Below are 12,897 nucleotides of genomic sequence, written 5' to 3'. Positions count from 1 at the left end.
CGTGACGCGCGATCATCACGACGAGAAAGCGCTTCACATTTCCTCGAGCGCTGCCAAAAACGGCCAGGCCGACACGGTTCTGCCCGGAATGCACGACGATTACTCGCTGCAGCGACTTCCGGATCACGCCACCCGTTCCTGGTTCAGCGTCGCCGTGCAACGGCTCGGTCAGATCTCGTCGTTTTCGCAGTTCCTGATCGGTGCGGCACTGGGTTTCGGAATGACATTCTGGGACGCGGTGCTGGCGATGGTGCTCGGTGTGGCCATGCTCGAAGTGATCACGATCCTGCTCGGCATCGCCGGTGCTCGCGAGGGCCTGTCGATGTCGATGCTCAGCCGCTGGGGCGGGTTCGGCCGCAAGGGTTCCGCACTGGTCGGGCTGCTGCTGACGGTCAGTTTGACCGGATGGTTCGGCGTGCAGTCCGGCGCGTTCGCACAAGGCCTGCACAGTCTGGCCGGCGGTCCGCCGACGTGGGTGTGGGCGCTGGTCGGCGGCGTGGTGGTGACGCTGATCGCCACCGGCGGGTTCGTGTCGATGGCCTGGACGGCGTACGTAACCGTGCCGGCGTTCGTCCTGCTGGCCGGGTACTGCGTGGTCGACTACCTGGGCGAGCACTCGCTGAGCGAGCTGACCACCAGCCCGGCGCCCGGCCCGGCGATGACCCTCGCGCAGGGCGCCACGATCGTGGCCGGCGGCTTCATCATGGGCGCGATCATGACGCCGGACCTGACCCGGTTCAACCGGACCCCCGGCGACGTGGTCAAGCAGACCGTGCTCGCGGTGACCCTCGGCGAGTGCGGCGCCGGTCTGATCGGCATCCTGCTGGCGCACGCGGCGAAGTCCTCCGACATCGTCGGGATCGTCACCTCGTCCTCCGGCGTGGTGGGCACGCTGATCCTGGTCGCGGCCATCCTCAAGGTCAACGACGTCAACCTGTACTGCGCCTCGCTCGGCCTGGTGAACTCGGTGGACGCGCTCACCCGCAGGCCGATCAGCCGGGTGACCGCCGCGATCGGGCTCGGCGTGGTCGGCTCGGTGTTGTCCGCGATGGGCATCCTCGAGCACTACACGACGTTCCTCACCTGGCTCGGAGTGATCACGCCGCCGGTCGCCGGCGTGTTCGTCGCCGAGTACTACTTCGTCCGCCGGTACCGCGCCGCGCTGGACGAGTCACGCGCGAAGGGCGAACTGCCCGCGGAGACACCCGAGTGGGAGTTGCGCGGCCTGATCTCGTGGGCCGGCGGCGCCGCCGTCGGACTCACCGTCGAGATCGGCATCCCCAGCCTCAACTCGATTCTCGTCTCCTTCGCGCTCTACATGCTGCTGGTCCGCCGGCCTCGACCGCGCCCGGTCGGCGGACCAGCTCCCACCCCTGCCCAGTCCGAAGTCGTCGTCGAGTCCCGCGTCGACGGCAGAACCGAAGGTGGTTGTCCCGCATGAAACGCAAGCCCGCCCGTGCGATCGTGGTCGGCTGTGTCGCCGGATCACTCGCGCTGACCGCTCTCGCCGTCCCGGCGCTGGCCAGCCCGGGGACCGCTCCGGGAACCAACGGGGACCCGGAGATCGGCGCCGACGGCTGGGTGCACGTCGAACCGAACGGCACCGTGCTCGGGCCGGACCCGTACTACCCGAAGGACGGCAACGGCGGGTACCGGGCCGAGAACTACAAGGTCGACGTCAAGTACGACCCGGCGAGCAAGAAGCTCGACGGCACCGCGGTGATGACGGCCAAGACCACCCAGCGGCTCAAGCAGTTCAACCTGGACCTGCAGGGCCTCGAGGTGTCCTCGGTGAAGGTGAACGGCGCCGAGGCCAAGCACTCCCGCGCCGACGAGCACGAGCTGGTGATCGTCCCGGCCACCGTGCTGGAGAAGGACGCGGCGGTCACCGTCGAGGTCGTCTACTCCGGCACCCCGGCCGCGATCGACACCCCGCGCGGCAAGACCGGCTGGCAGGAGCTGCCGGGCGGCGGCGCGGTGGCCGCCGGTGCGCCGCACTCGGCGCGCACCTGGTTCCCGATCAACGACACGCAGATGGCCAAGGCCACGTTCGACCTGACGGCGACCGTTCCGGACGGCTGGTCGGTGGTCTCGATCGGTGCCGAGCAGCAGGTGACCCGGGCCAACGGGCAGGCCACTTTCACCTGGAAGGAGGCCGGGAAGGTTCCGCCGCAGGGAATCGCGATCGGAATCGACAAGTGGGAGTTCGAGCGCGGTTCACTGCCCGACGGCAAGCCGGTGGTCAACGCGTTCGCACCGGACGCCGGCGACAAGCGCGACCTGGCCAAGAAGCTGCCCGAGGTCGTCGAGTTCCTCGCCACGAAGATGGGCGCCTACCCGCAGTCCAGCGCCGGCGGAATGTTCCTGCCGAAATCGACCGGCTACACCGCACCCGCCCAGGGCAGGCCGGTCTACGACGGATCGGCCGACCTGTCCACTCTGGTGTACGCGACGGCCTCCCAGTGGTGGGGCAACCTGCTGAGTGTCGAAATGTGGAAAGACACCTGCCTGATGGACTGCGTCGCGCACTACGCGACCTGGATGTGGGACGAGAAGAACGGCGCCGATCTCGCCGCCCGCTACAAGGAGATCGTCGAGGCCAATCGCGACAAGCCCGAGTTCTGGGCGACCAACCTCGGCGACCCCGGCGCCGGCAAGGAATACGCCACCACGGCCAAGGGTGTTCTGCTCATGCACGCCCTGCGCAAGCAGATCGGTGACGCCAAGTTCGACTCGATCCTCAAATCGTTCCCGGCGAACAACAAGAACTGGAACCAGGGCTGGCACGACTGGGAGCTGTACGTCAACGCGGTTACCCAGCAGAAGCTCAACGACTTCTTCGCCGCTTGGGTGCACGGCACGAAGATCCCCGAGGAGAAGTTCCTCTATCCGCAGGGCGCCAAGTAAGGAGGTAGCGCCAGCAACCGAGTTGGTCATTCGTTGGTCATGCACTGAAACTGAACTGGAGATACAGAAAATGCGTAAGGCTGGAATTCTCGCCGGCGCGCTGGCCATCGCGGCCAGCACGATCTTCGGCGCCTCGGTCACCGCTTCCGCCGACGAGCTTCCCCGCCCGGGCTTCCCGGCGGCGAGCAAGGTGCTCGAGGAAAACGTCATCGAGGTGACGGACGCCAACTACGAGGAAGTTCTCGCCAAGTCCAACGAGAAGCTGGTCATCTTCGACTTCGGTGCGACCTGGTGTCCCCCGTGCCAGGAGATGAAGCCGGTCATCGACAAGCTGGCCAAGGAAGGCGCCGACGCCGGCAAGTGGATTCTCGCCACCGTCGACGTCGACGCCACGACGGTCGACGACAAGTACAACATCGAGTACATCCCCACGCTGATTCCGGTGCGCAAGACCGTCGAGCACCCGGACAGCCGGCACGTCGGTTACGACGGTGACGCCGCGGCTCTGGAGCAGTACATCAAGGACCAGATCGCCAAGGGATGAACCGGTATTCGGCCCGGCGTTTCTTCTCGCCGGGCCGAATCCATGGCGGAGTGGCCGAGTGGTTAGGCAGGGGCCTGCAAAGCCCCCGACGCGGGTTCGATTCCTGCCTCCGCCTCTGTAAGTGGTAAAAGTGACAGGAGGGTGCCGTGTTCAACGAGGAACCGCTGACACCGAACTGTGAGTCCGTGCGCGAGTCCGGTGCGCACGCCTGCGTCGGAATCAGCCCGTTCAACGGTTACTACACCGCGAGCCGAATCGCCGACCTCGTGGCGTGGGCGAAACGGAGCTTCGACTACTACCACTTCTTCGTTCCCGACGCGGCCGCGGCCTACACACTGGAGGCCCTCGGCTACGAACCGAAAAAAGCGCGGCAAAAGGCCCGCCGACAGGGAAACCTCGTCTACAACAAGATCAGCCGTGCGTTGGCCGAACAAGGAGTGCACGACGCCAAGCGCCACATTCTCGACTCCGCGCGGCTCGACACGAATCCGCGGTATCGCGAACTGCACGCCGAGGTGACCGGACTCTTCGAGAAGGACGAGGAATTCCGTACCGAGACGATGGGCAGCTCGGAATGGGTGCTCGCCAAGCGGCTGCCGCCGGGTTGCTCGCCGACACCGCGCCAACGGGAGCTGGCCGTCCGGTACTTCCTCGCCGAGCTCCCCCTGTTCCTGGACACGCCGACCATCGTCGGCCGGCCGTCCTCGGTGTTCGTCTACCACCAGCGCGTCACCTACCTGGAGCGCCTCTACCAGGGCGAACTCGCCCGCCGGCCCGACCTGGCCCAAGGCTTCCTCGTCGTGGCGCCCGACGAGGTGACCCCGGACGAGGACCGGTCCGAAATGGTCCTGCCCGTCTGATCCGCCCGACCTCGCAAGGAACACCGTAGAAAAGGAGCACCAGCCGTGGTTCCCCTCATCGCCCGCCAGGAGCTGAAGGCCGCGATCGACGCCGGCAAGATCACCGTCGTGGACACCATGCCGGTCAACTACTACGAGAAGGAACACATCGAGACCGCGGTCAACATCCCGGGCTTCCCCTACGAGACCGCCGCCGAGTCGACCCGGCAGCACGCTCCCACGGTGCTCCCCGACAAGGACGCCACCATTGTCGTGTACTGCGCCAACATCCCGTGCCGCAACAGCGAGTTCGTCGGCGCGGAGCTGCTCAACCTCGGCTACGAGAACGTCTACAAGTACCGCGAGGGCATCGAGGACTGGGTGGAGGCCGGCCTCCCGACCGAAAGCAGCCATGAGTGAGCGACTGATCATCGTGGGGTCGGGGCCGGCCGGGTACACGGCGGCCATCTACGCGGCGCGCGCGAAGCTGGATCCGGTGGTGTACGAGGGCGTCGCGTTCGGCGGCGCGCTGATGACGACCTCCGACGTGGAGAACTACCCCGGGTTCGAGGTCGGCATCACCGGCCCGGAGCTGATCGAGCAGATGCGCAAGCAGGCGGCGCGGTTCGGCGCGCGGCTGCAGGCCGAGGACGTGACCGGCCTCGTGCTGAACGACGGCGGCATGCCGGCGGTGCGTGCCGCCGGCGGTGAGCACCGGGCCGAGGCGGTGATCCTCGCGATGGGCGCGGCGACGCGCTACCTGGACGTGCCCGGCGAGCAGCGGTTGCTCGGCAAGGGCGTGTCGTCCTGCGCGACCTGCGACGGGTTCTTCTTCCAGGACGCGGACATCGCGGTGGTCGGCGGCGGCGACTCGGCCATGGAGGAGGCGATCTTCCTGACCCAGTACGGGCGGTCGGTGACGGTGATCCACCGGCGGTCGGAGTTCCGCGCGTCGCGGATCATGGTGGAACGGGCGCGGGCCAACGAGAAGATCCGCTGGATGACGAACACCGTGGTGGACGAGGTGCTCGGTGACGGCGCGGTCTGCGGCATCCGGGTGCGCGACAGCGAGACCGGCGAAGAGTCCACAGTGGACGTCGCGGGCATGTTCGTGGCGATCGGGCACGTGCCGCGCAGCGAGCTGGTGGCCGGTCAGATCGAGGTGGACGCCGACGGGTACGTCGTCGTCGACCCGCCGAGCACCGCCACGGCCATTCCCGGCGTATTCGCGGCCGGCGATCTGGTCGATCGGCATTATCGGCAAGCGATTACGGCGGCGGCATCGGGATGCGCGGCGGCAATCGACGCCGAGCGATGGCTGGCCGATTAGTCCCACGCTATGAAATAACACGCCTCGTCTACCTCCGATCGTAGGGACTTCGCCGCCGTGCGCCGCCCGCACGCCCGCTACCAGTGGGTATCAGGCTAGGTAGACGTCCTCTACGTGCTTCCGCAGCCGATTCTGTAGCGGATCCGAAGAATAGATTACGTGGCTATCCCGTGTTGTTACCGCTTGTGTTGGAGCAGCACGATGATTGTGACACCGCCAATTCAATGGCGATTTGTGCACGATCAGGAGGAAATCCGCGATGACGAATACGAGACGCCGCACGACACGGCTGGTCACCGCAGCGCTCGGTGTCGCCGCGCTGGCCACCATCGTGGCGAGCCCGGCCACGGCCAGCCCCGCGGCGGCTGGCAACGCGCCGGCGGACAACTTTGAGGCCAGCGACATCCCGCCGGTCCAGCCCGGCGTCAAGCCGATGTTCGCCGGCGGCTCGGACGCCACGGTGAGCGAGTTCCCGGCGATCATCGGCGGCTTGCGCGAGGGCGGATCGCGGCCGGAGGGCCAGACCTGCACCGGCACGGCCGTCGCGCCGCGCAAGATCCTGATCGCGGCGCACTGCGCGGACGCGGCGGGCACCAAGTCGTTCCGGTACGGCCTTGACGACCTCGCGGCCGGCGGCGGGACCGACATCAAGGTGGTGGACTACAAGAAGCACCCGAAGTACGTCAACTTCGACCAGGGCTACGACGTCGCCGTGGTGACCACGGAGAGCGACATCCCGGTGAAGGACGGCAAGTACGCCCAGTTCGCCACGTCCGCCGACGCGGGCAGCGCCTGGAAAGTCGGCGACGAGATGCAGGGCTTCGGGTACGGCATGAAGGACCAGCAGGACGCGTCCAAGGACGTCACCCTGGACAAGGCGAGCATGCCGATCGTGGACGGCGCCAGCGAGTGCACCGGTGTCGGTGCCGGCTTCAATGCCGAGTACATGATCTGCGCCGGCTACTCCGACGGCAAGGTCACGATCCTCAAGGGCGACTCCGGTGGCCCGATGATCGTGAACGGCAAGGTCGTCGGTGTCGCGTCGTGGAGCCGTGCCGACTTCAAGTGGTACAGCGTCTACGGCCGGCTGGACAACGAGATGGGCGACTGGGTCAAGCAGGAGGTCGGCTCCGGCCGTTGATCCATCACCCGGTAAGTGGCGCCCGCGCGGCTGGTTCGCGCGGGCGCCACTTTGGCGGTAGCCGTATCACGGTCGAATCGACAACGGCGATACGCGACATCGGGTACCCGCGCCTTACCGGACACCGCTTTCGGTACGTTCGAAATGGTAAACCTGCCGAACAGGATTGCACCCGAATTCTCTGGCTTTGTCCCCGAGGGGGTGTCCCGGATCAGACCGGCGGCACCCCAGCCGCCCCCTGTCAGCACTGCGGCAGCGGGTCGACCACCGGCGGGCCTTCCCCGTAGATACATCCCAGCACGACCGCGCCGGGCGGGTGCTCATCGGCACCGGCGACCTGCCCGCCGAGCACCACGAGCAGCGCCGCCGCGGCGACCGGCACGACCAGCCTTCTCAGCACGACTGACATCACGTCTCCTTCTCGAGGCAAATTGCGATCTTCACATGGTGGGCCGATTAATCGACACGCCACACTTTGTCTACCTACGATCGTAGGTTGTCCGCGACATCGCATGCCCAAATTTGAAAAGGTTGAGGGTACGCATTGTTGCCAGGCCTATTGTTTGAGTGCACCGAACTGATCACGCTGGTCTTTGTGTTCGACACAGTGAGGGAGCGAATATGAGGTTCAAGCCAAGGAGCGCCGGAGCACGGATCGCCGTGGTCGGCGTGGCGGCTGCCGCCGCGGTGTCCGTGTCGCTGGCCGGTGCCGCCACGGCGGAGCAGGCCGAGGGTGCGATCCTGAACGAGGGTTCGGCCGCGGCCATCCCCGGCCAGTACATCGTGGCGCTGAACGGCGAGCCGGCCGCGTTCGCACGGACCGCCCAGCAGTCGGCCGAATCACTGGCCGGCGACCTGACCGGCAAGTACGGCGGCACCGTGAAGTTCACCTACGACACCGTGTTGCGCGGATTCTCGGTGCGCATGGATCCGGCCGCCGCCAAGAAGCTCGCCGCCGACCCGGCGGTCCGCTACGTCCAGCAGAGCGTCACCGTGCGCGCCTACGACGAGCAGCCCAACCCGCCGTCGTGGGGCCTGGACCGGGTAGACCAGCAGGAAGGCAGCCTGGACCAGAAGTACGTCTACAACGCGACCGGCGAGGGTGTCACGGTCTACGACATCGACACCGGGATCAGCAAGGACCACCCCGACTTCGAGGGGCGTGCCGAGTACGGGGAGAACTACATCGACCCGGGCCAGCCGTCCACGGACGAGAACGGCCACGGCACGCACACCGCCGGCACGGCGGTCGGCAAGACCTTCGGTGTCGCGAAGAAGGCCAAGGTCGTCGGGATCAAGGTGCTCGACGCCGGCGGCTCCGGCCCGGACGAGGGCGTAATCAAGGCGATCGACTGGGTGGCGGCGAACGGCGTCAAGCCTGGTGTGATCAACATGAGCCTTGGTGCCGACACGCACCCGCATCAGGCCATGAACGAGGCCACCGACAAGGCGGCCGAGGCCGGCATCCTGTCCGCGACCGCTGCCGGCAACGACGGCGGCGACGCCTGCCTGAACTCGCCGGGAAGCGCGAAGAGCTCGCTCAACGCCGGCTCCACCGACAAGGGTGACGGCAAGTCGGGCTTCTCCAGCGTCGGCACCTGCGTCTCGCTGTTCGCGCCGGGCGGCAACATCACGTCCGCCTCGCACAACGGCAGCGGCTCGGCCACCATGTCCGGCACGTCGATGGCCTCGCCGCACGCGGCCGGCGCCGCGGCGCTGTACTTCCAGCTGCACAAGGACGCCACCCCCGCTCAGGCCAAGGAGGCCATCGTGGCGGCGGCGACCGAGGGCAAGGTGCAGAACCCGGGCCAGGGCTCGCCGAACAAGCTGCTGTTCACCGTCGGAATCAAGTAGCACCAACGCAAAGGGCCGGTCACGCCGAAACGGTGTGACCGGCCCCTTGCCGTGTGCTCAGGAGCGTGAGTGTGATCCCACCGCCGCCCGAGGCCGTACGTGGATCACCCTCACGTTCTCCGTACTCTGATGATCATGTCTGACCTGGTCTTTCTCCGCAGCTGCCGTACTTTAGCGGGCTAAAGTACGCGGACGGGTACCCGTGCGTTTGTCAAGCACCTGGCCGGTCGACGAGTTCTTCTAGATGGGCGCGGGAGCTGTCGTCCTGCAGCTCGGTTCGGGAGCTGACGCCCATCTTCTTCAGCACACTGGCGGTGTGCCGCTCGACCGTGCGGGGCGACAGGAACAGCGCCTTGGCGATCTCCCGGTTCGTCTGGCCGGCGGCGATCATCCTGGCCACTTCGCGCTCCCGTGGCGACAGCTCGGTGCCGTACCCGCGCCGGCCGCGGCGGGACGGATAGCTGACGCCCTTCTCCCGCAGCGCGAACTGGCACCGGGCGGCGTCGATCGTCGCGCCGATCGACTGGAACCATTGCGCCAGCGCGAAAAGCCGGTCGATCGCGGCCGGCTCGGCGGCGGCCGACGGGTGACAGGTCAGCGCGCGTTCGGCCGCGAGCGCGGCGTGGTACGGCGCCGGCATCCGCTCGTAGGCGGCGCTGGCCTCCAGGAGGTGGCCCGACGCGGCCTCGCGATCGTCGTCGTGCGCGGCGAGGATTCCCTTGCACCAGGACAGCGCGGCGTGGGCACTCGGCGCGTCCCGGCCGGCGATGCCGTGCGCGAAGTCGTCCACGAACAACCGCGCGTCGCTGATCCGGCCGACCGCGCGGTACGCGTCCACCAGATGTGGCGCCATCTCGGCGGCGAACGTCCAGATCCCCTTGCGCCGCAACAGGTCCAGACCTCGGTCGGCCTCCTGGGCGGCGCCTTCGCCGTCCTCCTGACACAGCCGCATGCGGGTCAGACCGCCCCGCGCCGCGATCGCGACGTGTGCGAACGCGTCGCCCGGCTGGCTGATCCCGGTCTCGGCGAACCGCACCTCGGCCGATTCCCAACTCCCCGAGGCGACCGCGAGCAGGCCGAGCACGAGCGCCACCTCGTTGGTGATCGACCTGATCTCGCGGTACTCGTCCGCCAGCGCCAGGCAGCGCGGTGCCAGCCCGTCCCATTCACCGGCGCGCCAGTCCAGATGCGCGCGGGTCGAGTGGGACAGGCTGAGTACGTAGATCTCTCCGGACGACTGAGCCAGCCGGGACCCGATCTCGAGGAACCGCCGCGCCTTGACGTGATAGCCGTTCCACGCGCAGGCGTCGGCGATGTTGCACTGCATCCGCGCCAGCTCGCGCCGCACCTCCGGGGTGTCCGCCGCCTTCGGCGCCCCATCCAGCATCGCCCAGGCCTTGGGGTCACCGGCGAGCATGTACGTCGCCACGCTGCTCGCGAGCAGGGTCATGATGGTGCGCTCGTTCGTGCCGGTCTTGATCATCTCGTCGACCTTGGCCTGCCACTGGAGATGCTCGGCGACGGGAGTCGCCCCCGCCACGACCATCGCCAGCATCGCCATGCCGCGGCCGGCCAGTTCCGGCTGGTGCTCCAGGTCCTTGATCGCCATCTCGAGGTGGGCACGGGCCGTCTCGAGCTCGCCGGCCTGCCGGAGGAGTTGCACCCCGAGCGCCAGCCGGACCTCGCCGTGCAGGCGCCGGGACAGTCGCCGATCGGCCAGCAACCGCTCCAGTGTCCTGGCGATGGTCTGCACGTCGATGCCGTTCGCGCCGACCTGCGTCAACTTGACGGCGAGCTGGTCCACGCTGGAGGCGGGCAGCATCGGCTCGTCCAGCAACTGGCACAACAGGTCCGTCGCGGTGACCACGTCCCCGGCCTCGATCGCCCGGTCCACAGCGGCCTCGGCGTAGCCGGCCCATTCGGTGAGCGCTCCGGCCTTTCTGCTGTGCTCCGCCAATTGCACTAGTGGCCGTGGTTCCAATTCGCCCAACACCATAACCGCGCGCCGGTGCAACTGCCGCCGTTCGGGCGCCGGTATGGCCTGATAGGCCGCACGCTGAGCCAGCGAATGCCGAAACTCGTACAGCCCTTCTCCCGTTTCGATGAGCACATTCGCCGCCAGCGCCGACGCCAACGCGCGCGGTGCGCGATCTTGCGGAATCGCGGCCAGGTCCGCCAACAGATCACCGTCGACCGGAACGGCCACGACGGCGGCGGCTTGGACCGTTCGGGTGGCCCCAATTGACAACGTGGAAATCCGCTCGGCCATCGATTCCCGCAACAGCGCCGGTACCCGCGCGCCGTCCAATTGATCGCACGCGGCCAAATCGTCCAGCGGCCAGGTCTCGTCGGTCGGCCGCAAGGTGTGCAGCAATTCCTCGACCACGAACGGGAGACCGGCGGTCCGCTCGTGCAGCAAACGGGTGAACCGCGTGGACACCGGCCGCCCGCCGAGCAGCGCGGTGGTCAGCTCGTGCACCTCGTCCGGCTCCAGCGGGCTCAGCTCGATCAACGTGCTCGCCGCGCCCGGCGCCGGCCGATACGCGCCGCCCAGCGGCAGCCCGCCCGGAATCTCCTCGCCGCGATAGGTCACCACCATCGACAGATTCGGCGGCGGCTCCGACATCAGGAACCTGAGCAGGCGCCGAGAACCGTCGTCGGACCAGTGCAGATCCTCGGTGACCAGTACCGTCGGCCCGAGCGCGTCGAGGAACTCGCGCACGGCGCGGAACAGCCGGTGCCGCTCGGCCCTCGGATCGCCGAGCGGCCCCGGCGCGGCCGGCAGCAGGTCGGCGATCTCGGGCAGATAGGGCCGCAGCGTGCCGACGACCGGACTCAGCCGGCAGTCGGCCAGCGCGTCGCCCACCTTGCGAATCGCCTCGAGCACGACGCCGTAGGGAAATGGTTCTCCGATGGGCTGGCAATAGCCGACTATCGCGCGTCTGTCGACCATTTCCGGATGCGCGAGCAACTCGGTGACCAGGCGCGTCTTTCCGACGCCGGCCTCGCCGGAGATCATCGCCACCGACGGAGTTTTCGTCAGTGTCGACAGAACGGCGTTGAGTTCCGATTCACGGCCTACGAACGACGGTGAACCGGTGTGCGAGTTGGCCGCGCCGTTCGGGGTCAACGTCGACCGTCGAGCCATGTCACCCCCGGGGGCGGGCCAACGTTCTCTGTCTTTTCGGAGAGTAGTACGGAGCCCACCGCCCGTGAAGCTTACTAACGAGTTACCCGACTTTAGTAGGGTCCGAAAGTATTACGTGCACCTAGATCCGGCTTCCTGCGTTGTTTGGGTACTGCTCAACCGGAACCGTGAGTCCTGGTGGAGGTGCGGTCCACCTACGGAAATCCGTACTCGCGAAAGGTCAACTCCGATGAAACGCTTTCGTCCGCGCGCCGCGATGGTCGCCGCCGCACTGGCCGTCGCTCTTCCCCTGACCGGTGTCGCGACGGCACACGCCGCCCCCGAGGCGCCGGCCACGGCGGCCACGCCAACCGACCAGTTGACGCCCGAACCCGGTGCGGGCCCGAGGGTCGTCAACGGGCAGCCCGCCACGGTCGGCGAGTTCCCGTTCGTCATCGCCGGCATGCGCGTCGGCGGCGGCGGACCGCAGGGCCAGTCCTGTACCGCCTCGATCGTCGGCAAGCGGAAGATCCTGACCGCGGCGCACTGCATGATCGACGCGCAGGGCGAGAAGAGCTACCTGTACGGCGACGACGATCTCAACACCTCGGGTGACGAGACGTTCAAGAGCAAGGTGGTCGAGTTCAAGGCGCACCCGGAGTACGGCGGAGCGGGCGGCTGGCAGCAGGGCCACGACGTCGCGGTCGTGACGATCGCCGACGACGTGCCGATCTCCGAGGACAAGTTCGCCAAGTTCGCGACGTCCAACGACTCCGGGCTCACCCAGCCCGGCAAGGAGGCGACCGCGATCGGATACGGCAAGACCGGCCCGAGTGGTGGTTCGGGAAAGCTGATGAAGACCACAATGCCGATCAACGCGGCGAAGGACTGCCAGGTGTTCGACATTCCCGTCAAGGACGACCAGATGATCTGCGCGGGCTATGACGACGGCAAGACCGGTACGTGCTCCGGCGACAGCGGCGGCCCGGTGGTCGTCGACGGGATCATCGTCGGGGTCACGTCCTGGGGCGCGTCGAACTGCGACCGCTACAGCATCTCCGCGAAGCTGACCGGCACCCTCGGAGACTGGGCGCACGAGCAGGTGTTCGGCGCCGCCGCGAGAAAGTAGCACCGTTCACGCCCGCGCCGCCTCGT

At 67.6% G+C, this 12,897-nt stretch carries 11 protein-coding genes and 1 tRNA gene; 10 read left to right on the top strand and 2 right to left on the bottom strand.

The window, feature by feature from the left end; genetic code table 11:
* Positions 1 to 88: 88 nt before the first annotated feature.
* From EV193_RS15470 to EV193_RS15435, 8 genes are all read left to right on the top strand, one after another.
* Positions 89 to 1,441 (top strand): purine-cytosine permease family protein, encoded by a 1,353-nt coding sequence (locus EV193_RS15470; RefSeq protein WP_130344799.1) that lies wholly within the window; start codon positions 89 to 91, stop codon positions 1,439 to 1,441.
* On the top strand, positions 1,438 to 2,907 hold the full coding sequence (locus EV193_RS15465; RefSeq protein ID WP_130344798.1) for a gluzincin family metallopeptidase: 1,470 nt from the start codon (positions 1,438 to 1,440) through the stop codon (positions 2,905 to 2,907). Before EV193_RS15470 ends, EV193_RS15465 begins: the two co-directional genes overlap by 4 nt.
* A gap of 70 nt (positions 2,908 to 2,977) precedes the next feature.
* On the top strand, positions 2,978 to 3,451 hold the full coding sequence (locus EV193_RS15460; protein WP_242613403.1) for a thioredoxin family protein: 474 nt from the start codon (positions 2,978 to 2,980) through the stop codon (positions 3,449 to 3,451).
* Positions 3,452 to 3,495: 44 nt separating this feature from the next.
* A tRNA-Cys gene (locus EV193_RS15455) sits at positions 3,496 to 3,566 on the top strand.
* Positions 3,567 to 3,597: 31 nt separating this feature from the next.
* Entirely contained in the window at positions 3,598 to 4,311 is a 714-nt protein-coding gene (locus tag EV193_RS15450) for a tRNA-dependent cyclodipeptide synthase (RefSeq protein ID WP_130344797.1), read from the top strand.
* A gap of 45 nt (positions 4,312 to 4,356) precedes the next feature.
* The gene (locus EV193_RS15445; RefSeq protein WP_130344796.1) at positions 4,357 to 4,710 is read left to right on the top strand and encodes a rhodanese-like domain-containing protein; all 354 of its coding nucleotides are present in this window, start codon (positions 4,357 to 4,359) and stop codon (positions 4,708 to 4,710) included.
* A complete protein-coding gene (gene trxB, locus EV193_RS15440; RefSeq protein WP_130344795.1) occupies positions 4,703 to 5,620 on the top strand; it encodes a thioredoxin-disulfide reductase in 918 nt (305 codons plus the stop codon). The genes EV193_RS15445 and trxB overlap by 8 nt, the downstream gene beginning before the upstream one ends.
* Positions 5,621 to 5,879: 259 nt before the next feature.
* Positions 5,880 to 6,761: a S1 family peptidase gene (locus tag EV193_RS15435; protein ID WP_130344794.1), complete on the top strand. Its 882-nt coding sequence runs from the start codon at positions 5,880 to 5,882 to the stop codon at positions 6,759 to 6,761.
* Between the two features lie 241 nt (positions 6,762 to 7,002).
* Here the strand turns inward: EV193_RS15435 and EV193_RS33310 are convergent, their stop codons facing one another.
* Entirely contained in the window at positions 7,003 to 7,170 is a 168-nt protein-coding gene (locus EV193_RS33310) for a hypothetical protein (RefSeq protein WP_165401363.1), read from the bottom strand.
* Positions 7,171 to 7,382: 212 nt separating this feature from the next.
* On the opposite strand from EV193_RS33310, the gene EV193_RS15430 reads away from it, so the two are divergent.
* Positions 7,383 to 8,615 (top strand): S8 family peptidase, encoded by a 1,233-nt coding sequence (locus EV193_RS15430; protein WP_130344793.1) that lies wholly within the window; start codon positions 7,383 to 7,385, stop codon positions 8,613 to 8,615.
* A gap of 211 nt (positions 8,616 to 8,826) precedes the next feature.
* On the opposite strand, the gene EV193_RS15425 is transcribed toward EV193_RS15430, so the two are convergent.
* Entirely contained in the window at positions 8,827 to 11,763 is a 2,937-nt protein-coding gene (locus EV193_RS15425; RefSeq protein WP_130344792.1) for a helix-turn-helix transcriptional regulator, read from the bottom strand.
* Positions 11,764 to 11,992: 229 nt separating this feature from the next.
* Between EV193_RS15425 and EV193_RS15420 the strand changes: the two genes are divergently transcribed.
* A complete protein-coding gene (locus EV193_RS15420) occupies positions 11,993 to 12,871 on the top strand; it encodes a S1 family peptidase (RefSeq protein ID WP_242613400.1) in 879 nt (292 codons plus the stop codon).
* Positions 12,872 to 12,897 lie beyond the last annotated feature (26 nt).

This window comes from Herbihabitans rhizosphaerae (assembly GCF_004216555.1).
Taxonomy (GTDB): Bacteria; Actinomycetota; Actinomycetes; order Mycobacteriales; family Pseudonocardiaceae; genus Herbihabitans; species Herbihabitans rhizosphaerae.
The sequence above is the reverse complement of the archived record's forward strand: the minus strand, read 5'-3'. Positions and strand labels throughout refer to the sequence as shown.

What these genes read in the sequence shown, in the direction of transcription:
- EV193_RS15430 (WP_130344793.1), top strand. Translation starts at nt 7,383, where the DNA reads ATGAGGTTCAAGCCAAGGAGCGCCGGAGCACGGATCGCCGTGGTCGGC.
- EV193_RS15420 (WP_242613400.1), top strand. Translation starts at nt 11,993, where the DNA reads ATGAAACGCTTTCGTCCGCGCGCCGCGATGGTCGCCGCCGCACTGGCC.
- EV193_RS15465 (WP_130344798.1), top strand. Translation starts at nt 1,438, where the DNA reads ATGAAACGCAAGCCCGCCCGTGCGATCGTGGTCGGCTGTGTCGCCGGA.
- EV193_RS15470 (WP_130344799.1), top strand. Translation starts at nt 89, where the DNA reads ATGCACGACGATTACTCGCTGCAGCGACTTCCGGATCACGCCACCCGT.
- EV193_RS15425 (WP_130344792.1), bottom strand. Translation starts at nt 11,763, where the DNA reads ATGGCTCGACGGTCGACGTTGACCCCGAACGGCGCGGCCAACTCGCAC.
- EV193_RS15460 (WP_242613403.1), top strand. Translation starts at nt 2,978, where the DNA reads ATGCGTAAGGCTGGAATTCTCGCCGGCGCGCTGGCCATCGCGGCCAGC.
- trxB (WP_130344795.1), top strand. Translation starts at nt 4,703, where the DNA reads ATGAGTGAGCGACTGATCATCGTGGGGTCGGGGCCGGCCGGGTACACG.
- EV193_RS15435 (WP_130344794.1), top strand. Translation starts at nt 5,880, where the DNA reads ATGACGAATACGAGACGCCGCACGACACGGCTGGTCACCGCAGCGCTC.
- EV193_RS33310 (WP_165401363.1), bottom strand. Translation starts at nt 7,170, where the DNA reads ATGTCAGTCGTGCTGAGAAGGCTGGTCGTGCCGGTCGCCGCGGCGGCG.